Annotated in this window: 19 protein-coding genes; 17 read left to right on the top strand and 2 right to left on the bottom strand. The window is 57.6% G+C overall.

Annotated elements, in window-relative coordinates:
* Positions 1-428: 428 nt before the first annotated feature.
* From WCO56_11775 to WCO56_11760, 4 genes are all read left to right on the top strand, one after another.
* Positions 429-773, top strand: a complete 345-nt coding sequence (locus WCO56_11775) for a hypothetical protein (protein ID MEI7730245.1) — start codon at positions 429-431, stop codon at positions 771-773.
* Entirely contained in the window at positions 751-1,623 is an 873-nt protein-coding gene (locus WCO56_11770; GenBank protein ID MEI7730244.1) for a hypothetical protein, read from the top strand. Before WCO56_11775 ends, WCO56_11770 begins: the two co-directional genes overlap by 23 nt.
* A 999-nt stretch (positions 1,624-2,622) precedes the next feature.
* Entirely contained in the window at positions 2,623-3,423 is an 801-nt protein-coding gene (locus WCO56_11765; protein ID MEI7730243.1) for a glycoside hydrolase family 16 protein, read from the top strand.
* 197 nt (positions 3,424-3,620) lie between these two features.
* The gene (locus WCO56_11760; protein ID MEI7730242.1) at positions 3,621-3,839 is read left to right on the top strand and encodes an addiction module protein; all 219 of its coding nucleotides are present in this window, start codon (positions 3,621-3,623) and stop codon (positions 3,837-3,839) included.
* Between the two features lie 1,555 nt (positions 3,840-5,394).
* On the opposite strand, the gene WCO56_11755 is transcribed toward WCO56_11760, so the two are convergent.
* Positions 5,395-7,440 carry a hypothetical protein gene (locus WCO56_11755; GenBank protein MEI7730241.1) on the bottom strand — a complete coding sequence of 682 codons (2,046 nt, stop codon included), beginning with the start codon at positions 7,438-7,440 and terminating at the stop codon, positions 5,395-5,397.
* A 241-nt stretch (positions 7,441-7,681) separates the two neighbouring features.
* On the opposite strand from WCO56_11755, the gene WCO56_11750 reads away from it, so the two are divergent.
* The 13 genes from WCO56_11750 (at position 7,682) to WCO56_11690 (ending at position 22,372) form a co-directional block, all read left to right on the top strand.
* The gene (locus WCO56_11750) at positions 7,682-8,677 is read left to right on the top strand and encodes a hypothetical protein (protein MEI7730240.1); all 996 of its coding nucleotides are present in this window, start codon (positions 7,682-7,684) and stop codon (positions 8,675-8,677) included.
* Positions 8,678-9,049: 372 nt separating this feature from the next.
* Complete coding sequence (locus tag WCO56_11745; protein ID MEI7730239.1) at positions 9,050-9,238, top strand: hypothetical protein; 189 nt, start codon at positions 9,050-9,052, stop codon at positions 9,236-9,238.
* Between the two features lie 314 nt (positions 9,239-9,552).
* Positions 9,553-11,811, top strand: a complete 2,259-nt coding sequence (locus WCO56_11740; GenBank protein MEI7730238.1) for a sialidase — start codon at positions 9,553-9,555, stop codon at positions 11,809-11,811.
* Positions 11,812-12,053: 242 nt separating this feature from the next.
* The gene (locus WCO56_11735; protein ID MEI7730237.1) at positions 12,054-12,848 is read left to right on the top strand and encodes a PEP-CTERM sorting domain-containing protein; all 795 of its coding nucleotides are present in this window, start codon (positions 12,054-12,056) and stop codon (positions 12,846-12,848) included.
* Positions 12,849-13,246: 398 nt separating this feature from the next.
* Positions 13,247-15,664 (top strand): heparinase II/III family protein, encoded by a 2,418-nt coding sequence (locus tag WCO56_11730; GenBank protein ID MEI7730236.1) that lies wholly within the window; start codon positions 13,247-13,249, stop codon positions 15,662-15,664.
* A gap of 241 nt (positions 15,665-15,905) precedes the next feature.
* Positions 15,906-16,520: a superoxide dismutase gene (locus WCO56_11725; GenBank protein ID MEI7730235.1), complete on the top strand. Its 615-nt coding sequence runs from the start codon at positions 15,906-15,908 to the stop codon at positions 16,518-16,520.
* 14 nt (positions 16,521-16,534) lie between these two features.
* The gene (locus tag WCO56_11720; GenBank protein ID MEI7730234.1) at positions 16,535-17,035 is read left to right on the top strand and encodes a ferritin-like domain-containing protein; all 501 of its coding nucleotides are present in this window, start codon (positions 16,535-16,537) and stop codon (positions 17,033-17,035) included.
* A gap of 9 nt (positions 17,036-17,044) precedes the next feature.
* The gene (locus WCO56_11715; GenBank protein ID MEI7730233.1) at positions 17,045-17,224 is read left to right on the top strand and encodes a hypothetical protein; all 180 of its coding nucleotides are present in this window, start codon (positions 17,045-17,047) and stop codon (positions 17,222-17,224) included.
* A 6-nt stretch (positions 17,225-17,230) separates the two neighbouring features.
* A complete protein-coding gene (locus WCO56_11710) occupies positions 17,231-17,848 on the top strand; it encodes a nitroreductase family protein (protein ID MEI7730232.1) in 618 nt (205 codons plus the stop codon).
* A gap of 137 nt (positions 17,849-17,985) precedes the next feature.
* The gene (locus WCO56_11705) at positions 17,986-19,023 is read left to right on the top strand and encodes a catalase family protein (GenBank protein ID MEI7730231.1); all 1,038 of its coding nucleotides are present in this window, start codon (positions 17,986-17,988) and stop codon (positions 19,021-19,023) included.
* Positions 19,024-19,104: 81 nt separating this feature from the next.
* The gene (locus tag WCO56_11700) at positions 19,105-19,953 is read left to right on the top strand and encodes an alpha/beta hydrolase (GenBank protein MEI7730230.1); all 849 of its coding nucleotides are present in this window, start codon (positions 19,105-19,107) and stop codon (positions 19,951-19,953) included.
* Between the two features lie 93 nt (positions 19,954-20,046).
* Positions 20,047-21,366, top strand: coding sequence for a cytochrome ubiquinol oxidase subunit I (locus tag WCO56_11695; GenBank protein MEI7730229.1), 1,320 nt, complete (start codon positions 20,047-20,049; stop codon positions 21,364-21,366).
* A 4-nt stretch (positions 21,367-21,370) separates the two neighbouring features.
* Positions 21,371-22,372, top strand: a complete 1,002-nt coding sequence (locus WCO56_11690; GenBank protein ID MEI7730228.1) for a cytochrome d ubiquinol oxidase subunit II — start codon at positions 21,371-21,373, stop codon at positions 22,370-22,372.
* A 29-nt stretch (positions 22,373-22,401) separates the two neighbouring features.
* Here the strand turns inward: WCO56_11690 and WCO56_11685 are convergent, their stop codons facing one another.
* The gene (locus WCO56_11685; protein MEI7730227.1) at positions 22,402-24,960 is read right to left on the bottom strand and encodes a serine/threonine-protein kinase; all 2,559 of its coding nucleotides are present in this window, start codon (positions 24,958-24,960) and stop codon (positions 22,402-22,404) included.
* Between the last annotated feature and the right edge of the window lie 62 nt (positions 24,961-25,022).

Raw genomic sequence — 25,022 nt, 5'->3', positions numbered from 1 at the left:
GACTGAGGAAACATGGACCGCAAGGTTGCGTGCGCCTCAGTCCTACTCGACCCAGTAAATTTTTCTGCCATGTCCGGCTGCCCATTTTTCTGCAAAAGTTCTTTCGGTGTTCGCGCTTCGGACGTATTCCATCCTGTCTTCTTCCAACTTTCGCGTTGTTAGCCTGTTTCGCGGTTTGAAGGTTCCAACTCCTGACTCCAGGCTCCTGTCTTCTTCAGTGATATTTTTCTGCCTGAAAACATTTCTGCAAAAGTTGGCTTCGGCCTTCGGTCTTGGCATCTTCTGGTCATTCTAACTCCAAACTCCCAGCTCCTATCTTCTTCAGTCAAATTTTTCTGCCGGTTTCATCTTTCTGCTAGATTCCCGAAAAATCGGTCAAACTATGACAATAGCTTTACTATTTAGAGCAAACTGTGTAGCTTCTCACCATGCCACGGCAATTGCGCGTTGAATATCCCGGGGCCATCTGCCATGTGATGTCGCATGGGGATCGGCGGGAAGACATCTTCCACGACGAGGTGGACCGTCAGGATTTCCTCAAAACCCTTGCGGATGCCTGTCAAAAGGCGGATTTCCAAGTGCATGCTTTGCAACCACGGACCAAGAGTGATCCGGAAAAGGTGGCGGTGGCGGCCCGGTTGCGGCGGGAAACGACATTGACGATCAAAGCGATAGCCGCCCGGTTGCACTTGGGCAGTTTGAAAAGTGCCACGACGCGACTGCAACAAAGAAAACGAAAGGAAAAATCAGATGAAAATATGCCGTTATTATAGTTGGCCCCCTTTTTTGGAAATTAGAAAATTATTCTATGTTGCGCTACTTTCCTTCGGAAGCATTCTCTGTCTGGCCGGTTGCGCTGCCAACAACATAACTTTTGTCAAGGACCGCGGCGTTTATACTACCGTGGCGGTCGAGGGACACCATCTGGATATGCCCGGCTCTGGTTACGTCAGTTGCAAAATTTTCGGGCCAAACCAGACACCGGCCGCAGTAGTCGTGGGTTACGGCTATTGGGCCGGAGGATTCAACCGCCCACAAGCATTCATCCTCGAATTAGTCGAAGCTTCCAGCGGCACGGTTCTTGGAAACATGACTGGCAGTTCGCTGGCCGGCAAAGCGGCAGTGTTTAAACTGCCTATCCGCAAGAGCGGTGATTACAAATTAAAATTGATCATCAATCAATCTGTCTATGACACTTGGGATTTTTCGGTAAACCGAGAGATGCCAGCCGACAACGTCGCTGACATCTTAAAACCGCAGGTCTATGCCAAGGGCAATTTGAGCGTAGGCATCGAATCATCAAAGGGCGAGCGCGACTTTGCTGCTTATGACTCTTTGCTTATTCACGCGATGATGGAAGCTGTCCATAAAGAAGCTGAGAAGAACAACCCAGACCTTTTTGTCCAGCTCCCGCCGGGAAAGGTGATGATTCAGTGCGATCTGGACGAAATTGGCAGCGTCACTTCGTTGAAAATCATCAGCAATACGCTTAACGAGACGCTGGGACAGTTCTACCTCCGGGCGGTTCGCAACGGCGCACCTTATCGGCCATGGCCTGCCGCTGCCCGTGCCAGCATGGGTTCCCAAGTGCGCTCCCTGAAGGTGGTTTTCTACTACAATTAAAAAGAAAAGAGGTTCGCCTAGAAAGAAAAAAAGGGTCAAACTCGAACAATGACTTGAAAGTTCGACCGCCAGGAACTAAAAAATGGGAACCATGATAACCATTCCAGTTTAAGCCCCGACCGAATAGCCAAGTGTTGACCAACGTCACCGATGCCTTGGGACGTTCTAATGCGTGGGTGCCCATGCATCCTATTCGTCCTATCTGTCCCATTGGCACCTCCCAGTCGCCCGTTTTTGTCATTCTACCTGGCATTCTAACTCCAAACTCCCAGCTTCTATTTTCTGGCGGTGATTTTTCTGCCTGAACATATTTCATTCCGCAGTCCGCACTCCGCACTCCGCATTCCGCATTCCGCATTCCGCATTCCGCAATCCGAAATCCGAAATCGAGAGTTCCGCATTTGAATTATTCTCCTCTGGGAGGAAACCACCCACAACCAATCCCTGCTACCGTGTCGCCCATGAATGACATGAATATGAATAGATATTCGAGACCCGAATTTCGAACTCCGAACTGGCGGCAACCATTCGCGTGGATTGGCGTGATTCGCGGGCTCCGGTCTTCGGTCTTGGCACCTTCCGGTCATAATTTTTTTGCCAGTAAATTTTTCTGCCATGTCCGGCTTCCCATTTTTATGCCGGTTCATTTTCCTGCAAAAGTCGGTCAAAGAAATGTGATAAAAAATCATTTCATCACAAAAACATCACATTTTGTGATAAAAAATCTGTTTATCACAATTTCATCACAATTCCCAAAACTGCACCACCTGCTTCGGCGTACTCGCCGACGTGAGTCGGCGCAAACGAATCAACCGATTACCTTGCAATGGCTTATGAACCAGGTCTCCCATAAAACTACACCATTACACCGCCCCCACTGGTGTAATTTTGGGCTACTTTTGGAGTACTTTTTCCTGAAGAGGGGTCAATCCGAGCGGGCCGGTCGAGGTGGCGGTGTCCAACCAAGTCGCTTACCTCACTTACCGGGGCGGCGTGAAAATGACCTTGGAGGCGAAGGCCGGCGGGCAGCTTATCCTCAAAAGCGCCAACGCCCCGGAAGGCGCGTATAAGATTTCGCACCACTTCGATGTCGCGCCGGACGGCTTCGGCGGCAAGGTTGCGTGGTCGGTGAACGAGAGCCCGGCCAAGCTTTTTCCCAAGGCGAAAAGCGCGGACGCCTTCCTGTTCCGGGGGGACACCCTGCGGCTGCTGCTGACCGCTGAGGGCAGCGAAGGGCTCGTCATTACTCTGCCCTTCGGATGCTACCGCGAAACGCGCCTCCGCCTCCCGAAACACGTCCGCAGCGATTACTGGACGGGCTTCTGGCTTTTGGCGGGCGACGTCGTCGCGGGCCGCACCACCGATACCCGTCTGGGCACCGAGGTGGACATCTTCGAGACGTTCAACCAATGGAACCTGGGCCGGATGTCCCACAACCTGCACTGGGGCGGCTATGGCAAGACCCACAACGCCGGGGGCAAAGAAACCGGCCCGCACCTCGAATTGTTGGACGGGCAATTCCACACCTACGGCCTTTACTGGGACGAGACCAAGTATGTCTATTATATTGACGGCGTCGCGATCATGGAAACCGACGCCCTGGGGCTGGGCGCCGCGAAGGGCAAGGACGGCGCCCCGCTGGCCAAATCACAGGGCACCTGCCGCAAACCGGCGTTCATCAAGATCAGCGTCGAAGCCGCCCCTTGGTGCGGGCCCACAAGCCAATGGGAGAACTTCCTGCCCCCCGAAGATACCCTGGTCGTGGACTACGTCCGCCTCTATCAGAAGAAGTTGAACTGAGGAAAATCTTTCCCAAACGCGACAGAGCCGATCGGTTGGCACTGGCGGTTACTGCATCACGGCCAGTGAAGGCATGAACATTACCTCAAGGTCGTGGCGTTGGAGTGCGCACGCGTGAACCGTGCCCAAAAGCAAAGTCTAACAGTTTCTCAAAACGCCCGCTTGCGCGTTCCTGCCCATTGAATTAGGGTTGTTCTATGATTGCGATAGACGAATTACGATCTTTGCCGGTCGCTGAACGATTGCGGTTGGTTGAAGATTTATGGAACTCAATCGCGGAAGATCCAAACTGCTTGGCGGATTCTCCCGCTGTGGTCGCGGAGTTGCGTGCCCGCAAGGCCCGTTTCATGGCAAATCCAACTTCGGGGATACTGTGGCAGCACGCGAAAAAGAAAATCCAATCCCTCAGTGCGTAGAGCCATTATTTTGGTGCCAGAGGCGGTGATTGACATCGCCGACGCCTATGAGTGGTACGAAGGAGAAGCCCCGGGGTTAGGAGAGGATTTTCTGGATTGCCTGGAGCAAGCTTACACCCTGATCGCTGAGCATCCGCTTCATTATTCCATCCGTTTTGATACCTTTCGCCGAATATTAGTTCATCGGTTTCCGTACGCGATCTACTTTGAGTACGATGATAAGAGCGTATTCGTCCAATACGTATTTCATTGTTCGCAAGCCCCTGGAAAGTTGAGGCGTCGGTTGCGACCGCCAATTAGATAAGAAATCCCGTTTAACCGCATCGCGGTCAGTTTGCTGGTTTATTCCAGTCCACCGCTGTCCCAGCAAGAAATCCCGCTTGATTCCCCAACTGTTGTGGGCGTAGGGTCAGCCACATGCATCGTGAGCCAAAAGCAATGCTCCTTTACTGCGGCGCGCCCAATGAAGGCGTGAATAGTACTTCAAAGCAATTTCTTATCAGTCCGTCCCTATCTGGAACGCCTGCCGAAAGTCACCCTCACGGGTTCCCTTGGTGCCGTAACCTTACGGCGCTTCTCCTCACTGCGTTACTGAGCAGTTGCGCCTTCCCCCGAAACCGGCGCCCAGATACGAATCCCCCTGAGCCACCTTCGGCGTGGAACTGCGAGGGGTTCTTGACCGCCGCAGGCAAAAGGTTTGGGTGTCACTTCACGTTGGAGTACTCGTTCGCCGATGGCAAGGCCCCAGCTCTTGGGGACAACATCTTCACCCTCGGGAACTCGGAGTCTCTCGATTCCGTACTAACCACACTCCATCGTGAACTGAAAGATTTCACTATTCTCCAAAGCGGCAACCATCCGCGAACCTTTCATGTGGTGCAAAATGACCTCTACTCGGACAGCACGTACCCCTTAAACGCCGTCGTTTCCTTAGACTATTCCGGATACCTTGAGGGGTTTGTGGTCTCGGATGGCAAGGGCGGAAAAGCAATCGATAGTGTGGGCCTTCTGCGATCGCTAGCCAAGCTCGTAAAGGGTATTCAGGGTGGATATCCCGACGGCAGGCAGGGTGGTTTTGAGGACTGCGAGACAAGGATCACGATCCACGCGAGAAACAAGTCGGTCCGAGAGATTCTGACTGAAGGTCTCCCGGTTACGAAATACAAGCCCTTGTTGTGGCGTAGCGTAAGAATGCGGGTGGGCGGGGAAAACGCGGCGGTCGTGCAATTCTTTGGACCAGAACGATAGGACATGCCTCTGCGAAACCGATATGTCCAGTGCAGAAGGTGCAGGCGTCAAACCGTAGCCTGGTTCGTTTTACGTCCTGCCTTTGCCAGAGTCAGCTTGTCGCAATGCCAACCAGTTCCAAAACATCTATGCATGGGCGCTTGCCCCTGCCCTGGCAGTCTGATGTGATGTCCTCGTGTTGGGATTGAAAAGCAATGCTTCTCTACCGCAACGCAACCAGTGAAGGCATGGACCGTGCCCAAAAACCATCTATCAGTTTCAGTTCCCAAAGGAAGGGCCGGGCTGGCTGCATCCACCGTTTGCCCCATCACTTTCCGGCTGTTGCCGCGCTGTGCAGGCGGTACACTTCGGCATTCACGTCTCGCGCCGATGCGCGCAGTTCCGGGTAGGGGGCGTCGGTGACCGTCACCAGCCCGATGTTGTAGTTCTCGCCGTCGAAGCGCCCGGTCAGCGGCTGGTCCACGTACTGGAACCAGTGGCAGCCCACCAGCGCCGGCATCGCGCAGGCGCTCCGGACGTAAGCGGCGTACGCGGCGGCGCGCTCGGCCTGGCTGCCGGTGGGCCGCAGGCCGGTGTGAAACATGCCGCGGTCCGTGGCCCCGAAGTGGAATTCCCCGATGATCACCGGCTTGCCCAGCTCGTTCAGATAGGCCCAGTTCTTCGGGTCAATCGTGTCGTTGTAGATGTTGAAGCTGACCACGTCGCAGTATTTGACGGAGACATTGACGACTTCCTGGGGCCGCTGGGCAAAGCGGCAGCCCAGGTAGAGGCGGTCGGGCGCGTGCTTCTTCATGGCCGCGCTGATGACCGAGAAATACCGCTCCGCCATGGCCGCGAGAAACGCCGAGCAATCCGCCCGGGCCGCGTCGTTAAGCTGTTTGGCGGTCAGGGTGACCGGTTGATCCCAGTCGGTCAACGTGATGCCCCAGGCCTTGGCCATCGCGCCCACGGTGCCGTATTTGGCGCGCAGCAACTTCACCAGCGCCTGCCGGGCCGCCACCGTCGGCGGCGAAGCTAACACCGCGCGGGCCGCGACCCCCTCGTTGCCGCCGGCCGTCCAGGCGTCCCAGTGAATTTCGTTGTCCACAAAGAATCCGATGCACCAGGGATCGTCGCGCCATTTGTCCGCCTGTTTGGCGATGGCGTCGTCCGCCTTGCGCGGGAACGACTCATCAAAGTAATCGTGCAGCCGATTATCGGGCTTGCCCGGCGCGGGCCGGACGCCGATCGCCGGCAACCCGCCGAGGCTCACCGTGGCGGTGAACGGCACGCGATGAGGCGCGTACGCGGATTCATGGCTCCAGTTGGCGATGGTGTTGAATCCCCAGGCCGGCAGGCGCGCGGCCGTCTGCTTGACCCAAAGGTCATTCCATGATTCGCCGTATTTCCTGGCGAGGTTGACTTGATAGAAATCCGCCGAGTTCCGCTTGGCTGCGCCCTCGGGGAGCCAGGTGAACATCGTTTCCCGCCCGCGAACCGGCCCGCTGGAATCCGGCCGCACGCACGTCGGCCCCACGCTCCAGAACAGCCGGCCCTTGGGCGTCACCAACCACCAGCGTCCCTCCACGCGCTCGACGCGGAAGAACCCGGTGGCCTTGAGCTGCGGGCCGGTCTGCCAGCCGCCGTATTCATCGCGATCGCCCGGCGCCGGATGCGCCTGCAACCAGGCTTCCTCCTCGGCGCGGACGCGCGCCAGGTCCTCGTCTTTGCCCACCTTCCCCGGCCACTGGGCGCGCGTGTACTGCCCGTAGCGATCCACAATGCCGGTCAACTCCGCCTTGGGAAGGAACTGGATCGAATGGACTTCCAAAACCACCGGCCGCTCGGGCTGGTTCATGAAGATCTGAAAGGCCGTCAACGGCCCCTGCGCCGGCCAGTTGCCGGAAACCTTCATCTGGCGGGCGCCGGGCGGCGTCTCCACCGGCGGACCGGCCTTCATCCCCTCGGGCGCGGGCTGCGCGCCCCATACCAGCGCCACCCGCTCGCCGGGCTCCACCACCAGGTGCCCCTGCCGCACGAACTTCTCGCCATTGCCCGTGGCGTCGCCGCGCACATGCACGTCAATCGGCGTCGTGCCGGGATTCCGCACGTCAAACACAATCGCGCCGACGTTGCCGCAATCAGCCGCCGCATACGCCTTGCCCGCCGCGAACGTCACGTTGGGATAATCGCTTTTCCCGAACTCCACGCGCATCGCCCGCTCCGCAAATTGCGCCTTGGCCGAATGCGGCGTGACTTTGCCCAACGCCTCCGGCCCGCCAAAAACAATGGGTGGAACCGGCTCCGCGCCTGGAACTCCACTGGCTCCGAGGCCCGCCGTCACCACGCAAAACGCTGCAATGACAAATCTCATGCCGGAAGTTTTAACCATCCGCGCCCCGCGATTCAAGAACGACCGCACTTGCCATGCTTCCACTATTCGGAGCACCCAAAAAATCGGTCGCCCTGCAAGACCTTCCACATCAAAGTCAATACGCCATTGACAATCCCAATTTCCCTATTCAGCATCCCAACCACCATGAATAAACCGCCACTCGTAACCACGAACGAAAAGGGCGTTCAATATTATTGTTAAGGGATTGCTCGCCCTTTCCATGAACAAAAACATTCCTTCCCCTGTTTCTCTCGCCACAAGCATCTTCCGTCGGATGAGTCTCTGGTGCTGCGTTCTCGGCACCACGGTCTGTGGGTGGTCTGTCGATGGATTGAGGGAGGCAGAAGAACCACCTCGCCCGGCGATACCCAAGGTCAATCCAACAAGGCAGCTTGATTCATACTGGCCGATCAACGCCTCTCAGCGCGGGTGGCGCCTCGTCAGAGCTGCAGACCGAACACAACGCGTGATGACGATTACCAATACCAAGGTCGACGACACGACGTTTCGCCTGTGGTTTACGGACAAACCAGGGCAAGCACCCGGTCAATATGACATTGAGCAGTTTCGTTACTGCGAGAATCCGGGTGCTGAACCCTGGCTTTGGTTGGATAAGTACATCAACTACAACGAAATCACAAAGGCGAGGAGCGAACACGCTGTCCAATCGAGCAAGATTCTCTTCACCCCTGAGGGAAGTCCGACGCAGGATTTGATCGCTAATGGCACCTATGCGCGGTGTGGCAGTCGTGGACAGCCATATTTGCGATTCAACCAGAATGGAAAGAGCTATCGCATTCAGGTATGGGGCACTATTGGTGAAGATGAGAATTCACGATTCCGATGGCGGTGGTATTGGGACGCGACCGTTTATCCTGAAGAGGAAATCGACAACGGCTGTCGCGATTCCAAGACCAAGACGACTGTGAAAGCGATCAAGGTGAAAGAGGCATGGTGGGACAATTTTATAGTCACGGTTGGCGCTTGGACAGCACCGGGAGGAGGCACCCTCGCTAAAGACGGTTTGCCAACGGGCGAAAGTGTAAGACCCTTTCGAACCGTCTGGCACGCCGAAGGAAGACTGCCCTACTTCGTGATCGGCACGCCTGAAGGCGCTCCCAACTGGTGTGCTAGCCAAATTTGGGAGGTTCCGCACAAAACTGCGGCCGACCCAACTAGCCAAAAAGCCGAACAAGGAGCTGCACCTAAACCCTGACCCGCTGTGGAGTTCACTGCCATGCGCAAAATCAAAGCATCAACTCACATTCGATGCTCATTGACATCCGCACTCGCTCGGCCATGACCACTCAACACGCTCAACTAAAGTCGCCCAACCATGTGCTGCAGCGAACCCGGTTGGGGCGTCGTGGTTGCAATCGCACGCCCTCGTGGGCCGGGTCGCTGAGCTCTGGACGTTCCCCCTTAACTCCCCAACCAGATTCAGCGCAGGCACCTTCCCCGGCATCGCGGCCCAAAAACAACGCACCCCCTAACCGCAGCTTAACCAATCCGGCGGCAGGGGGGTGCGATGATTTCAATTCCCGATCAATTCGGCATAAAAACGGCCACATTCGATCACGGGCAACCCATGCAAGAGCCCTATGAAGCCGCCGAACTGACCATGAAAAATCCGGAACTGGCCATGGAAACCACAAAAATGATCGTGGAAAAGGCCAAAACGGTCACTTTTGCCCCTCTGGCGATCACTTTGGGGGGCATTGGGTCTGCGATCCCGCCGCCGGGCATGGCCGCAACCCCTTCAGGGTTGGGGATTTAATGAACCGCCTGACCCAGGGTGCTCGTGCCTCGCTGCTGGGCTGGAGGCCACAACTCCGTTGGAGTTGGCGAACGCATCTCGGATGGGACGAAAGAAACTCCGGTGGACAGGCACCCCCCGTAGCGCAGACTTCCAAGTCTGCTGTATCGCGGATTTCCAATCCGCAAACCTTCATGCTATCCCCAGCGTTAGCGATTCCCCACGGTCTGCCGACTGGGAAGTCGGCGATACAGCAGGTTTGGAAACCTGCGCCACGTGGCCCGGCAGAAAATCCCCCTTGATTCCCCAACCGGGGTAAGGGAAAGTTCGCCCCCATGACTAGTAAACGTAGTTTCCCCAGTAATAAGGACAGATCACTTTGGATGGCGCTGTTCGTTGCCGGAATTTGCCTGGCGGCTGGTCTTAATGCGAAGGCCGCAGATTTGAGCGGGCATTACGCCTGGAAGCCGATGAAGATTGGCGGCGGCGGATGGGTGGTGGGCATGAACATCAGCCCTACCGAAAAGGGGCTCATCTATGTCCGCGCCGATGTCTCGGGCGCTTATCGCTGGAATCCCACCACCTCCACCTGGAAGCAACTGGTCACGTCCGCCAGCATGCCTGCGGATTCGGTGGGGTATGCCAAGTATGCGGGGGTTGACAGCATCGTCAGCGCCCCCAAGGACCCGGAGGTGGCCTACATGGCGTTCGCGGGCCAGCCTTATGGAGAGGCCATCGGGCAGATCTTCAGGAGCACCAATCGCGGCGATACTTGGATCGCAACGAATTTCAAGACGAACCAAGTCAAGATGGAGCCCAACGGCAAGGGGCGGCAGGAGGGCGAGCGCCTGTGCGTTGATCCCAACAACAGCGACGTGGTTTACTTTGGCTCCATCGCGGACGGCCTGTGGACCACCCAGAATGGCGGGGCCGCCTGGACGAAGGTGGCGGGCTTGCCAGCGGGAACGGCCCCGCATGGCGTCAACACGGTCCACTTCGACAAAGCCGCGGGCGTGCTTGCGTCAAAAACGAACGGCGTGAGGACGAAGGTGATTTACGTCACCGTCAACGAGGGGGGCGTGTTCAAGACTTCGGACGCCGGCGCCACCTGGACGCAGATCGCGAATTCCGGTCCCGGCCTGACCGGGATGCCCCACGATGCGGCCATCGGGCCGGACAGCACGTATTACGTCGCCTTCACCAAGGACCAGGATAAGGCGAAGAAAAAGGAATTCGCCGGCTCCGTCTGGAAATGTTCGCCGGATGGTGTGTGGACCAACATTACGCCGACCGACGCGAAGGGCGGCGACCAGGCGTATTGGGAACTGGCGGTTGATCCGGCCGACGCCAGGCATATCGTCGTCATGCGCAACGGCGGCAGATGCTGGAACTCCACCGATCAAGGCGCCACCTGGACCGTCCACATGTTTCATCTCAACAGCCGCAATGTCCAGTGGCTCGGCAAGCAGACCGGGAATTATTTCCTCAGCGCGGGCGCGCTCGCCTTTGATCCGTTCGAACGCGGCAAGCTCTGGTTCGCGGAAGGCTTTGGCGTTTGGTGGACCAAGGACCTGACCACGCCCAATATCGAATGGCAGGCCGCCAGCGAAGGCATCGAGGAAATGTGCGGCAACGACGTGATCGCCCCGCCCGGCGGCAAGCCCGTGGCCGCGATGTGGGACCTGGGCGCGTTTTATTTCAGCGGCGTGGATTCCTATACCGCCCAGCGTTCCCAACCCTACTTCATGTCGTGCTGGGCGCTCGACTGGTGTCCGGCGGATCCGAAATTCATCGTCGGCGTGTTCCGGAACCACCTGGGTATCTCACCTCATCCGAATTCCACCGGGTATTCAACCGATGGCGGACAGACCTGGACCCGATTCCCGGCCGTGAACCACGGCTCGGCTCCCGCAGAATTGGAGTTCGGGGTCATCGCGGTATCCGCCAACCGCACCGACAACATCGTATGGGCTCCGGCGATGAAGAAGCTGCCTTATTATACAACGGACAAAGGGGCGACCTGGCAGCAGTCCTCCTTCGGCGGACCGACCAACACGGGATTCTGGTCGTATGCCAGCCCCCATAAGCCCCTGTGCGCCGACCGCGTGTTGCCCGACACCTTTTACTGCTATCGTCCGGAGGATGGGGTTTATTGCTCGACCAATGGGGGCGCCAATTTCGTCAAGGCCGGCAACCCGGTTCCTCAGCGGTGGAACTCCATTTTGAAATCCACCCCCGGACATGCCCGGGACCTCTGGTTTGCCGAAGGAACGGTGGGCGGCGTATGGCATTCCACCACCGGCGGCGCCACCTGGACCCAGGCACCCGGCATCAAACAGGCCTTTAATGTCGGCTTGGGCAAGCCGGAAAAGGACGGCGGATACCCGACCGTTTTTGTGGCGGGCATTGCGGGCAACCAAACGGGGATTTATCGCTCCACCGATGCGGGCGCCACTTGGGACAAAGTCGGCAACTATCCCCTCGGCATCTTTGACTACGTGGATGCCATGGATGGCGACAAAGAAGTCTTCGGCAAGGTCTATATGGGTTTCGCGGGCTCAGGCTTTGCCTACGGAGCAGTGAAAGCGCCATAAAGGGAAGCTGCTGCCCCAAGCGGATTTGCCAGCGGTCGCTGCTAGCCGGAATTGGGGCCGGCGCCGGAACGGAACTATTCCGAGAACATTTTGCCCGCTGGCAACCATAAGCACCACACCGCGCCAAATACATATTCTTATCATCATCATAAATTTCCCTTAACAAATAAATTTGCGCGCCGTTAAGAAACGATTACTTTGCATGGCTCGGTGAGCGGTTAACTTAAGATGAAGATGTCCCTATGAAACATTTATTGAATACATTGACGGTTGGCGGGAGCTGGTTGCGAACGGCGGCGGCACTGGCGGTATTACTTTCAGCCACGAGTGTCAGGGCCGGGGTGGTATTCGACAACATGTCGAATCTTCAAGGGGGAAACACCAACGCGCATGTGAGTTCCACCGGCTCCACGCCCAACACATTCATGGGCGACGCCTACACCGTGGCTGCGGGAACGACGACGATCACCGGTTTTGACCTCTACCCCGTCAACCTCTCGGGCACCAGCTACACGGGGCTAAAGCTCAACCTGTTTGTCTGGGGAACTGTCAATACTGGTACGGTCAATAGCACCACGCCGGCGTTCGGCACGCTGTTGGGCAGCTACAGCTTCACGTCTGCCGGCACTTATAACTCGGGATTCTACTATCCATTTGAAGGCACACCGGTAGGTTCCGCTCCCGGATACACCCTCGGCACCCCAATCGAGCTCACGAGTACGACCATCGGGATCACCTTTAACTATCAAGGCACCACCGATGGCGTAACGTACAATAACGTCAACAGCCTCACCTCGCTTATCTCGTACGGCATGCTGCCAACGGTTGGCTCACAGGTTTTCAACGGCTATTACCGCAACGCCGCCTCGGAAACCAACGGTAACTTTACCTCCACGCTTCGATCACTGGGCCAACAGAATCAAAGTGTTGCCCTGCGCATTTATGGCACCGACGGAACATCCGTCCCTGAACCCGGGACCTTTGCATTTCTCGGTTTGGGTGGTGCGGCAGTGTTCGTTTTCCGCCGTCGCCGGTAATCCAAGTTGCACCGTTCCATTTGGAAACACGAAACGCGGCTAGCACCCCAAGGCGGTGGTGTTGAAGCGCGCGCGATTTTCCAGTCCACCACAGTTCACCCCTCGAACTGACCCGGCATAAAATCCCCCTTGATTCCCCAACCGGGGTGAGGGAAAGTTAGCCCTCATGAATGGTGAGCCCAAAGCAATGCCCTGCCGCAGCACGACCTGTGCAGGCATGAAGCGCGCCAAAAAGCGGTGTCCGTTCCGTTCCAGCTTTTGGAAGCGCTCCGCGAAAGCTCTTCTGCTCAGCCTCCAGCTCGTTCTTCTGGGTCTGCCGGCGTTGGCGCAGCCGCCGCCATCAAGCAACCAATTCAATTCTTGCTGGTGGCAATGGTTATGGCTTACGATTTTTCTCCATGTCACCTAACACAAGTCAGTTCAGTTTTCCGGCGATTGGCACGCTAGTCGCGTTGCTGGCGGTCCACGTTTGTCTGGCGGCTGAAGGCGGGCCGAAGAAATCAGCGCAAGGCAGTCCACGGCCGCTAGAGGCCGGGCAGGCGTTCGTTCCACCGATCCTGCCGCCGGCGGGACATCCCCGGTTGCTGTTGCGGTCCACCGATCTGCCCGAGATGCGGCGGCGGCTCGGGGAACCGGCCTTTACGCGTTTTGCTAAACGGGTGAGGGCGCTCAGCGAATCGGGCTGGAACGGCGAACTGCCGGTGCCCGAGCGGTTTGACTCAGCCCCCCGGAATTGGATGGAATGGGGACGCAGCAGCCGGGGCCTCGCCCCAAGCAAGACCCAGAATTATGATCCCCGGCTCCACGATCTGATTGAATTCTGCGCCCTGCGCTATGTGGTCGAACAGAATGAAGCCATGGGCAAACGGGCGATCCAGTTGCTCGAAACAGTTCTCGCCACAGTTACCTTCCCCAACAAAAAGGAGGCCATGGATATTACGCGGGGTAAAGGCGCGACGATCACCACCGCCGCGATTGTCTATGATTGGTGTTATCCGCTGTTAAGCTCCCCGCAAAAAGCCTCCATCATTGCGCATATCCGCCGCATTGCTGCGATGCTGGAGGTGGGGTTCCCACCGGTGCGGGCCGGTGCCGTGGTGGGGCATGGCGGTGAAGCAAACATTTTTCGCGACCTGACCGCGGCCGGCATCGCGGTGTACGATGAAGATCCCGAAATCTACCAGCTCACGGCCAAACGGCTCTTTGAGGAACATATTCCGGCGCGGAACTACTTCTATCCATCCCATTGGCACCATCAGGGCAGTTCGTACGGACATGTCCGCGCCAAGTGGGAGCTATGGTGCGCCTGTATCTTCCAACGCATGGCCGGCGCGCGCGTCTTTGCCGAGGGCCAGGAGCAGCTCCTTTATGGCACCTATTATTCGCTGCGCCCGGATCACATACAGATGGCCGATGGCGATGGCTCCGCGATTCCGAAGAAGTGGGGCAGTCACCCCACAGCGGATGTGAACGGCGAGCTGCTGAGCGTATTCCTATCCCACGATCCGGTCATCGCGGGGATGCTCCAGAAGCATATTACCATGAAGGATGACCTTACCGATACGCTTCCCTATTTTCTGTTCGCACAACCACAGCTCCCGACCCAGCCGCTTGAGACGCTACCGCTGAGCCGGTACTTCAAGGATCCTTCGGGAGTAATGCTGGCGCGCACGGGATGGCAGGAAGGCAAAGAGTCCCCAACTGTAGTGGCAATGATGAAGATTGCGCCGTGGATGTTTGGCAACCACCAGCACTTGGATGCCGGCCACTTTCAAATTTGGTACAAGGGTATGTTGGCGGTAGATTCGGGTGCCTATGCCGGCTACGGTAGTGCGCATTGGGCGAATTATTATCAACGGAGCGTTGCCCACAACACCGTGACGGTGAAGGATCCGCAGGAGCAGTTCATCTGGATAAAGACACCGGTGGCGAATGACGGGGGACAGCGCTGGCCGCAAGACGGACGGGAACCCGTCACGCTCGACGAACTCTTGAAGCAAGGCTATCAGGCTGGCGAGGTCCTGGCTCATCAGATTGGCCCTGACCCGGCCCGGCCGATCTACAGCCATCTCTGCGGCAAGATTCAGAGCTACGGGCCCAAGGTCGAGAATTTCACGCGGTCCTTCCTGTTCCTGAACCTCGGCCAAAAGGATCATCCGGCCGTGCTCGCGGTTTACGACCGCGTCCGCTCCGCCAATCCGTCGTTTGCCAAAAGCTGGTTGCTGCATGCGCTGGAAAAACCCAGCGTTGAACCGGATGGTTTTGCGGTGCCCAGCCTGTGGGGCGGACGCATGGATGCTTCCGTGCTGCTGCCGGCAAAGGGAAACTATGCGCTTAAGATGCTGGGCGGTCCCGGAGCCCAGTATCTGGCTGACGGGAAGAACTATCCGATTTCCCAGTCCAGTGGCAGCGATGACGAAGGCGCTGGCTGGCGGCTGGAGTTGTCCCCGACGCTTCCGCAAAAACAGGATCGGTTCCTGGTGGTCATGCAGGTCCACGACAACCAACCGGCTTCCCGCCCCTTGCCGGTGACGTCCCTGGAAACGGCTGATTGCATCGGGTTTCAGATTGCGGATCATGCGGTGCTTTTCCCGAAGGGGGACGGCCTGCTGGAGGGAGCGATCACGCTCGATCTCCCCGGCAATCACCCGATGAAAGTGACCGTGACCGGCCTCGCTGCGGGGAGTTGGTCGGCCCAAGGTCAGGGTAATACGCTTCAGGGACCAGTCACCGAAGCGGGCCACTTGGCGCATTTCGATGCTCTTGCTGGAAAAGTCGAACTGAAACGGATTGACGGGGGAAAAACGAAGCAATGAATTACCACGACGAATTTAGTTTTGATTGATCCACCTTGGGAAGGGAGAGCAAAGGAAACCTGAACTCTCAAGCCGTAGTAATTATCCTCGATTACTGGGAGACGGGCTTGTGACTGGCTATAGGGTGAACACCCCATTGTTAACGATCCAACTGGCGTGTATGGTGTGTTATCTGATGATAAACACCAGAACGCAAACCAGTCGGTTCTTGAAAAGTTAATAAACGAAAGCATTGACCATTATGGCACACGAACTACCCCTTCTACCTTATCCCAAGGAAGCCTTGGAACCGCATCTTGACGCGGTAACCATGGAAATCCATCACGACCGCCATCACAAGGCGTACGTGGACAATCTCAACAAGGCCATTGCCGGCCACGCCGCGCTGGAAGCCAAATCGCTCGACCTGTTGATCGGCGACCTCGCCTCTGTGCCCGACAATATCCGCGGGCCGGTGCGCAATAACGGTGGTGGGCATTGGAACCATTCGTTCTTCTGGAAACTCATGGCACCCAAGGCTGGCGGCGCACCTTCCGGCAAGCTTGGCGACGCCATCCAATCCGCGTTCGGCTCCTTTGCCGATTTTCAGGCAAAGTTTGAGGCTGCGGGCCTCGGACGGTTTGGCAGCGGCTGGGCCTGGCTCGTCGCGAACGGCGGCAAGCTCGAAATCGTTTCCACGGCAAATCAGGACAACCCACTCATGGGCAAAGCCATTGCCGGTTGCGAAGGCAAGCCGGTGCTCGGCGTGGACGTTTGGGAGCACGCCTATTATTTGAAATATCAGAACAAGCGCGCCGATTATTTAAAGGCCTGGTGGAACGTGGTGAACTGGGCGGAAGTAGCCAAACATTTCTAAACCTGCAACTATTTATGACTAAAGAAAACCCAACTACCGGATTGAACATCACCCGCGAACAAATGATCCAACTGCTGAACGAGGATCTGGCGGGGGAATACCAGGCGATCATTGCCTACACCGTGTACAGCCAGGTGCTGAAGGGTGCCGCATACACCGACATCGCGCGGGAATTGGAAGCGCATGCCGGGGAAGAGCTGGCGCATGCCATCAAAATTGCCAAACAGATTGATTATCTGGGCGGCATGCCGGCCGTGCTGCCCAAACCGGTGAAGACCTCACGTGACCCGGTTGAAATGCTGCGCGCCGATTTGGAGAACGAACGGGAAACGGTGGGGCGTTATCGCGAGCGCATCCGCCAAGCCGAGGCGATGGGGGAATTTGCATTAAGCGAGACCTTGCGCGCAATTATCGTGCAGGAGCAGGAGCACGAAATTGATTTAAGCTCTGCGCTGGGCATTAACGTGCCTCTCCCGGCGAAGGCTGCGGACCGAAAACCGGTCGAAACCAAATAAGGAGCAGCTATGCCTCAAGGCGATAAATCCAGCTACACGGACAAACAGAAGCGGCAGGCGGGACACATCGAAGCTGGCTACGAGAAAAAGGGGCTCAGCCCGAAAACTGCGGAAGCGCGGGCGTGGGCCACTGTCAACAAACTCAGCGGCGGCGGCAAAAAGAGCGGCTCTGGCCGGAAGAAAAAGTAATCAATTATGAATATCAAGAAAGCAGCAACCGATTGGCCCATCATGCAGGTTCTCGCGGAACGGTGGAGTCCCTATGGCTTCGGAGATCGTTCGGTGTCGGAGGCTGACCTCCGATCGTTGTTTGAGGCGGCTCGCTGGGCCGCGTCGTCCTATAACGAACAGCCTTGGAACTACCTGGTTGCGACCAGAGAGAACGCCCCAGAGTTCGCACGACTTCTCGGCTGTCTCGTGGAGGCAAACCAGGCATGGGCCAAGACCGCGCCAGTGCTTGTCTTGGGGGTGGTGAGTTTGCAATTTGCCAAAAACAAACAGGACAATCGTGCTGCCGTTCATGACCTGGGCTTGGCCGCCGGGAATCTGGTGGTGGAGGCAACGGCGCGAGGTCTCGCAGTGCATCAGATGATCGGCATCCTCCCCGACAAAGCGCGCGAGGTTTTCCAGATCCCGGAGCATTTCGAGGCGTGGACCGCCTTGGCCATCGGATACCAAGCCGATCCGGCAATACTGCCAGATGCCTTGAGAGAGCGCGACCTGACCCCCCGGCAACGAAAGCCGTTGGGTAAGTTTGTGTTCACCGGTAAGTGGGGACAATCGTCGCCGTTTGTGTTGAAACATGACACCTGACACCGGGTGCCAGGACCAACCTGATTTCAAACCAAGACGTTATGGAAGAGTCAAAACGTCTGAACCTGCTGGGCCAATGGATCGCCCTCAGCCTTATGCTCGTCCTGCTCGCCGGATGTGCAAGAACCAATCATTCCATGAACCATCAACCGGGCCGCATTGCTCTCGGTGAGGAATACATCCCCGACGGCGAGGAGGCGCAAATCAATCAGCTTGTCGCCCTCCACCGCGATGTTCAGGAAAAAGCCGATCGCAAACACGCACCGGTCCCGCGTGGCCAACATCCGAAGCAGCATGGCCTGGTCCGGGCGCAGTTCATCGTTGAGCCCAACCTCCCCGCAAACCTCCGCCACGGAGTGTTCAGCCAGCCGCAGACCTTTCAAGCCCTGATTCGGTTTTCGAATGGCCGGGGTCAGAACGACAACCAACCGGATGCGCACGGCATGGCGATCAAGTTGCTTGGCGTCGAAGGCGGGAAGGTCCTCGAAACCGAGCCAGCCGCGCCGACCCAGGACTTCATCATGATCGATCATCCGATCTTCTTTGTTAAAGACGTGAATGATTACGTCCCGCTTATGAAGGACTTCCACCGTGTCGCCACCGGTAATTTCGTCACCAAGGGTTTTACTGGCCTCAAGATACTGCTCTCGCCGAATTACAAATTCCGCCTCCTGCGCGCGACCGGCAGCAAGCGCCCCGACAGCCCGCTCCAGATTCGCTACTGGAGCACCACGCCCTCCAAGCTCGGCCCCGGCGCGATGAAATTTTCCGCGCGCCCCAACCTCGTCGGCACACCCGCCGCACCGAAATCCAACTCCAAAGACAAGCTTCGGCTCGCGCTGTCCTCACACCTGAAGCAACACGAAGCGGTCTTCGATTTTTTGGTCCAAGTTCAGACCGACCCGGTCACGATGCCCGTGGAAGATCCAACCATCGCCTGGGATGAAACCGCCGCTCCCTTTGTCCAGGTCGCCACGATTCGCATCCCCATTCAGTCCTTCGAATCAAGCGCGCAAATGGAATTTGGCGAAAATCTCAGTTTCAATCCCTGGCACTCGGTGGCCGACCTCCGCCCGCTCGGCGGCATCAACCGCGCGCGCAAAAGCATCTACGAAGCCATCTCCGCCCGCCGCCACGAACTCAACGGTGTGCCGCAGGAAGAGCCCTTACGGTAAAGCGTTAACACAGGGCACGACAGTGAACAGATTCAGCAACATTATGAAAATCACAACCGCAACAAATGAGGAGAGCACAACATGAATACGATTACCACCGAAGACGGCACACAAATCTACTACAAGGACTGGGGCGCAGGTCAGCCCGTCATGTTCAGTCACGGGTGGCCGTTGAGTTCAGACAGTTGGGAGGCTCAAATGCTCTTCTTGGCGGCCAACGGCTATCGCTGCATCGCACATGACCGTCGAGGCCACGGCCGATCCAGTCAACCCTGGAATGGCAATGAAATGAACACCTACGCCGATGACCTTGCAACCTTGATGGACACGTTGGACCTGAAGAACTCCGTCCTGATCGGATTCTCCGCCGGCGGTGGCGAAGTAGCCCGTTATATCGGACGCCACGGCACGAAACGGGTGGCAAAGGTGGCGTTGATTTCCGCCGTCCCGCCGTTGATGCTGAAGACGGTCGCCAACCCCGGCGGCTTGCCGATAGAGGTGTTCGAAAAGATTCGCCTCGGCTGTGCCGCCGACCGCTCGCAATTCTACCGGGATCTCGCCAGTGGCCCGTTCTTCGGGGCCAACCGGCCTGGCGCCAAGGTCTCGCAAGGCATGATCGACTCGTTCTGGCTCCAGGGGATGCAAGCCGGTCACAAGAACGCCTTCGACTGCATCAAAGCGTTCTCCGAGACCGACTTCACCGAAGACCTCATAAAGTTCGATGTCCCGACGCTTATCATTCACGGTGACGACGACCAGATTGTACCGATCGGCGCGTCGGCTCTGGCCTCATCAAAACTCATCCAGAACTCGACCCTGAAGGTATATGCCGGAGCACCCCACGGCCTTACCGACACACACAAGAAACAACTCAACGCGGATCTTTTGGCCTTTCTGGATACTGATAGACGTGTTGGCGCAATATCTTGACCAAAGAAAACATCTGATTGATTGCGATGAGGCTCAGTGTTTCGGTCGTCCCCTGGACCAATTGGGCTGCGCCCTTGGATTGAGGGTTATCCAATGAGTGATTTCTTTTTTGCCCGTTCGCAGATGGCCATGTCCCTGGCCTTCCATATTATCTTCGCGGCGCTGGGCATCGGGATGCCGCTGCTCATGGCGATTGCGGAGGGAGTGTATCTCCGCACCCGGCAGCCGGTGTATCTCGAACTCAGCAAACGCTGGGCGCGCGGCACAGCCATTCTGTTCGCGGTGGGCGCGGTGTCCGGCACCGTGCTGTCCTTCGAACTCGGTTTGTTGTGGCCGGGTTTTATGGAAAAGGCCGGTGCGATCATCGGCATGCCCTTTTCCCTGGAAGGCTTCGCCTTCTTCACCGAAGCCATTTTTATAGGGGTGTATCTCTATGGCTGGAACCGACTCTCGCCCTTCTTGCACTGGCTTTCGGGGGTCGTCGTCGCTGTTAGTGGCATCTTTTCCGGCATATTCGTGGTGACGGCCAATGCGTGGATGAATGCGCCCACGGGCTTCAAGATGGCGGCGGGCAGGATTACCGAGATTGACCCGATCGCGGCCATGTTGAATCCGGCCAGCTTTCATGAAGTCCTGCACATGACGCTGGCAGCCTTTGTGGCCACGGGCTTCGCCGTGGCGGCCGTGCACGCCTTCTTCCTGTTGCGCGACCGGCACAGCCTTTTCCATCGGAGCGCATTGGGCATTGCCTTGGCCGTTGCTTGCGTCAGCATCCCGCTGCAAATCTTGAGCGGCGATTTTAGCGCCCGCACCGTGGGCAGGCTGCAACCGGCCAAGCTCGCGGCAATGGAGGCGCATTATCGGACGCAAATGGGAGCGCCTCTGCTCGTCGGTGGCATTCCGGACGATGCGACGCGTACGACCTCTTATGCGCTCCGTATTCCGCGCGGCTTGAGTTTCCTGCTCACCGACAACCCTGACGCCAAGGTCGTAGGTCTTGAAGAGTTTCCCCAAGACGACTGGCCTAACGTGCGCATGGTTCATTGGTCGTTCGACCTCATGGTTGCCGCCGGAATGGCGATGCTGGCTTTGGCCGTATGGGCCGGTTGGCTCTGGTGGAAGTGCCGACCGCTGGCTGGGCACCCGTGGCTGTTGCGCGCGTTGGTGGCCGCCGGACCGTTGGGATTTGTGGCGATTGAAACCGGCTGGGTCGTAACCGAAGTCGGGCGCCAACCTTGGATTATTTACGGTGTGATGCGAACGGAAGCCGCCGTCACGCCGATGCCGGGGCTGGTCGTGCCGTTCGTCACTTTTACGGTGTTGTACGTTTACCTCGCCTTCGTCGTTATATTTGTTTTGCGTCGCCAGTTTTTGCCGCCGCCCCCGACCATTTCTGCAACACCAACGACGTGACTCCATGCTTGAAATAATTGTTGCCATTTGCATTTTGCTATCGCTGATCCTATATGCCCTCACGGGCGGCGCGGATTTTCGTGGTGGCATGTGGGATCTGCTGGCGGCGGGCCCGCGCGCCCCGCGGCAAAGACAGGCAATCGCCGAAGCCATCGACCCCATTTGGGAAGCCAACCATGTCTGGCTTATTCTCGTCCTGGTGGTTCTATTCACCGGTTTTCCGAAAGCGTTCGCGGCGATGATGACCGCGCTGAACGTTCCGCTGACGGTGATGCTCATTGGCATCGTGCTGCGCGGATCCGCTTTCATTTTTCGCCAATACGACTCCAAATCGGACGCGGTGCAACGCCGCTGGAGCGCAATGTTCGGCGTCGCCTGCTTTATTACCCCGTTTTTTCAAGGCGTTACCATCGGCGCGTTGGCCACGGGGCAGATTCGCGTCGTGAATGGTCAAGTCGTCACTGGCTTCTTCGCAGGCTGGCTGACCCCGTTCGCCCTTGCCTGTGGGGTATTCGCCCTCGGACTGTTTGCCTTTCTGGCGGCCACTTACTTGACCCTCGATACGAAGCAGCAGCTTGACTTGCAAAATGATTTTCGCCGGCGGGCACTTTGGTCGGGGGTGGCATTGATGCCAATCGCGTTTGTGGTCCTTCTCCTTTCCAAGCAAGACGCACCGGTCATGTTCCATTGCCTGACCCGCTGGTGGGCCCCGGTGCTGCTCGCGGCGACGTGCCTGCTCGCCTTGGCCACGATGATGGCGCTGTGGCAGCGACAGTTTGTGTGGGCGCGCATAGCGGTCGGCGGACAGGTTACTATGATTCTCGTGGGGTGGAGTTTGGCTCAATATCCTTATCTTGTTACGCCGGATGTTACCGTCGCGAATGCACACGCACCAGAAACCACGTTGCGTTTGCTGATCCTGGCATTGGCTGTTGGTGCAGTGGTGTTAGTACCATCTTTGGCGTTCCTATTCCATATCTTTAAGGGCAAAGAGAGCCAAATATGAAGACGTTCGACCTGAAAGTCATAGGAGTTTTACCTCACCAGCTTGTAGCGAAGCTTCACTCCTTTGTCGGTGAAGCCGATGACTTGCATGATGCCAATGCCGCCTTCGCGGGTTTGGAATGCGTAGGTGGCCGGGGAATCCTTGCCGGGATTGATTGCCTGGGTGGTCTTTGGTTTCGTGGTGGCCAGCGTTCGGGCCAATTGATCGGGTGTGACGTTTTCCCACGTTTCACCGTGCAGCGTTTCGACTTTCATGCCCAGGCCCAGAAAGCTGGCGGATGTCTCCTTGACCGCGTCCATGCCTGTTTTTTCCGCCCAAGCCAAAGCCTCCAGCACATTCGCAACCATGGAATTTGCACTTGTGACCGAGTCGGGAAGCTTGGCGAGCTTGCCCGAATCAAAATCAATCATCTCGTCCACCACCTGCTCCATCACCGGGCCAAAGCCCAAAGCAACGGCTTCGGGTCCGGCCGGCTTTGGGGAGTGCAATAACTGGTAGCCGAGGAATCCGCCGGCGATCAACAACACCAGCAGCGCTGCTGCCACGAATAATCCGATGTGCCGTGGGCGCGCGCCGCCTTTGAGTTGCTCGAGTTGGATGCCTTGTTGCCGCGCCCAAATCGTGGAGTAAAGGAACTCCCGCTCCATTCTCCGCCACAATGGGTAGAAGGACAGACCGATGACCAACATGGCGCCACCGAAGATCCACCCCAGCGGACTGGGCAAAAACATGACACTGAAGAACGGTCCAAAAAACGTCATCGCATTCCAGATGCCGAACAAGAATCTCCGTTTGGTGGCTTCGCTTTTCTCCGCGTCGGTCAGGTGTCCGCAAATTTCCCGAACGAGTGACGATTGGGCGGGAGCCCACAGCCACCAATCCGGGCTGGAACTCCCCGGCGCAGTCGCTGATTTCGCTTTGCGCCGTTCCGCGAATTCGACCATGAACGCGACGCCAATCAAGCCAAAGAAACCGGCGAAGCCGAAGAAACCGGAAAACCCAAAGCACCGTTGCCAGCCTGGCAATGGCAGAAAGCCCAGCAAACTCAGAAAGCCCAAGCTGGCAAAAAATCCAAGCGAGGAGACGTTGATTAACTTCTCCGCCAGCGGTGACGTGAGCGTCAGGTTGAACCAAGCTTCGACCACGCGAACCAGCGGCGATTTGATCGGGAGCGGCGCGCTGGGTGAGCTGGCGGTCGCGCCGCCGGCCGGAATTCCGATTTCTGATTGTGTAGTATGCGCCTTCGGCGATTGCCCCGCGCGGGAACGTAGCCGGTGCTGGAGCCGTTCAAGGTTCCAGTGGATTCGCCAAGCCAGATACCCAGCCGCCATGAGCAGCGGCATCAAAAACACCCAATCCGAAACTGGACGACTGCCAAAGAAGAGCGCGTTGACCGCCACGGTCACACCCCAGCCAACCGCGCCGAGGATGGCCAGGCCGATCCACACCCCAGACCACCGAACCAGTGGCCGTCCGTCACGAACGGTCGTGACGCTCATCCACTTTGGCCACACGGTAGCGTACGGATTATGCTCCGGTTCAAGGGCGGAATCAAATTGACCGTCGTTACGCCCGCTACTGCCTGACGGCGACTCCGCAATCGTCTCCACCTGCGTCTTGAGCACGCTGGCTTGCTGATAACGGAGTTCGGGTTTCTTTTCCAATGCGCGCAGAACAACCTCATCCAGACGCACATCCATGTGAACCTTCTTTGATGGCGGTTCGATGGTCTTGCCCGGCAGTTCGCCGGTAAGCATCTGGTAGAAGACCACCCCCAGGGAGTAGATGTCGGCCCGGTGATCCACTTCTTGCGGATTATTCGTCTGCTCGGGCGCCATATAGTGTGGCGTCCCTATGATTTTTCCCGCATCCGTAAGCATAGGGGGTTCCCCCTCACCCGTCCTGCGGCCCCCCGCTCCCCCAATGGGGGCGAGGGGCGGAGTGAGGGGATCGGCGCCCATCAGTTTGGCCACACCGAAATCCGCGATTTTCACCTGGCCGTTTTTGCCCAACAGGATGTTCCCCGGTTTGATGTCGCGATGCACGATCCCCTGATCGTGGGCATATTGCAGCGCCTCGCAAATATGCGGTACGATGGCCAGCGCCGCCTTCGGTGCCAGGCGTCCGGCTTGGAGTAATTGGCTCAGATTGACGCCATCCACATACTCCATCAGGAAATAATACAAACCCTCCGCCTGGCCGAATTCGTAAAGCGTGACGATGTTGGGATGCGTGAGCTTGGCCAGCGCCCGTGCCTCGCGCTCAAACCGGGCGGCAAAGGCGGGTTCTTGCCCGACCTTGGGCGGCAGGATTTTCAACGCCACCACGCGATCCAGATGTTTTTGCCGCGCCTTATAGACCGCGCCCATCCCGCCGCGTCCCAGCAACTCCACGATTTCCAATAGCGGAAATTTTTGCCCAAGCTCTTGGGGTGAAGGTGGCTCAAAGGAAGGCGCGGCGTCTGCCTCCAGGTCGCCGGTATCGCCGGTGGGCAACGCGGCCTGGAGCAGACAATCCGGGCATAGCCCGCGCAGTGCGCTGGCAGATACCGATTTCCCGCAATGCGGACATGATTTTTCAGCATTCATAAAGGTTCCCTACCTTGCATTAAAGGAAACTCGGCACGAATGTTACAGGGTAATTGCATTTT

It is taken from the genome of Verrucomicrobiota bacterium (assembly GCA_037139415.1).
In the GTDB taxonomy this organism is placed as follows: domain Bacteria; phylum Verrucomicrobiota; class Verrucomicrobiia; order Limisphaerales; family Fontisphaeraceae; genus JBAXGN01.
Note: the sequence above shows the minus strand (reverse complement) of the source record. Positions and strands in the feature narration are given on the sequence as shown.

Bases quoted from the DNA above. Each gene is read 5' to 3' on its own strand.
- WCO56_11750 (MEI7730240.1), top strand. From the start codon at position 7,682: ATGAACAAAAACATTCCTTCCCCTGTTTCTCTCGCCACAAGCATCTTC.
- WCO56_11705 (MEI7730231.1), top strand. From the start codon at position 17,986: ATGAACCATCAACCGGGCCGCATTGCTCTCGGTGAGGAATACATCCCC.
- WCO56_11775 (MEI7730245.1), top strand. From the start codon at position 429: ATGCCACGGCAATTGCGCGTTGAATATCCCGGGGCCATCTGCCATGTG.
- WCO56_11700 (MEI7730230.1), top strand. From the start codon at position 19,105: ATGAATACGATTACCACCGAAGACGGCACACAAATCTACTACAAGGAC.
- WCO56_11765 (MEI7730243.1), top strand. From the start codon at position 2,623: ATGACCTTGGAGGCGAAGGCCGGCGGGCAGCTTATCCTCAAAAGCGCC.
- WCO56_11720 (MEI7730234.1), top strand. From the start codon at position 16,535: ATGACTAAAGAAAACCCAACTACCGGATTGAACATCACCCGCGAACAA.
- WCO56_11710 (MEI7730232.1), top strand. From the start codon at position 17,231: ATGAATATCAAGAAAGCAGCAACCGATTGGCCCATCATGCAGGTTCTC.
- WCO56_11735 (MEI7730237.1), top strand. From the start codon at position 12,054: ATGAAACATTTATTGAATACATTGACGGTTGGCGGGAGCTGGTTGCGA.
- WCO56_11695 (MEI7730229.1), top strand. From the start codon at position 20,047: ATGAGTGATTTCTTTTTTGCCCGTTCGCAGATGGCCATGTCCCTGGCC.
- WCO56_11770 (MEI7730244.1), top strand. From the start codon at position 751: ATGAAAATATGCCGTTATTATAGTTGGCCCCCTTTTTTGGAAATTAGA.
- WCO56_11725 (MEI7730235.1), top strand. From the start codon at position 15,906: ATGGCACACGAACTACCCCTTCTACCTTATCCCAAGGAAGCCTTGGAA.
- WCO56_11730 (MEI7730236.1), top strand. From the start codon at position 13,247: ATGTCACCTAACACAAGTCAGTTCAGTTTTCCGGCGATTGGCACGCTA.
- WCO56_11740 (MEI7730238.1), top strand. From the start codon at position 9,553: ATGACTAGTAAACGTAGTTTCCCCAGTAATAAGGACAGATCACTTTGG.
- WCO56_11690 (MEI7730228.1), top strand. From the start codon at position 21,371: ATGCTTGAAATAATTGTTGCCATTTGCATTTTGCTATCGCTGATCCTA.
- WCO56_11760 (MEI7730242.1), top strand. From the start codon at position 3,621: ATGATTGCGATAGACGAATTACGATCTTTGCCGGTCGCTGAACGATTG.
- WCO56_11755 (MEI7730241.1), bottom strand. From the start codon at position 7,440: ATGAGATTTGTCATTGCAGCGTTTTGCGTGGTGACGGCGGGCCTCGGA.
- WCO56_11715 (MEI7730233.1), top strand. From the start codon at position 17,045: ATGCCTCAAGGCGATAAATCCAGCTACACGGACAAACAGAAGCGGCAG.
- WCO56_11745 (MEI7730239.1), top strand. From the start codon at position 9,050: ATGCAAGAGCCCTATGAAGCCGCCGAACTGACCATGAAAAATCCGGAA.
- WCO56_11685 (MEI7730227.1), bottom strand. From the start codon at position 24,960: ATGAATGCTGAAAAATCATGTCCGCATTGCGGGAAATCGGTATCTGCC.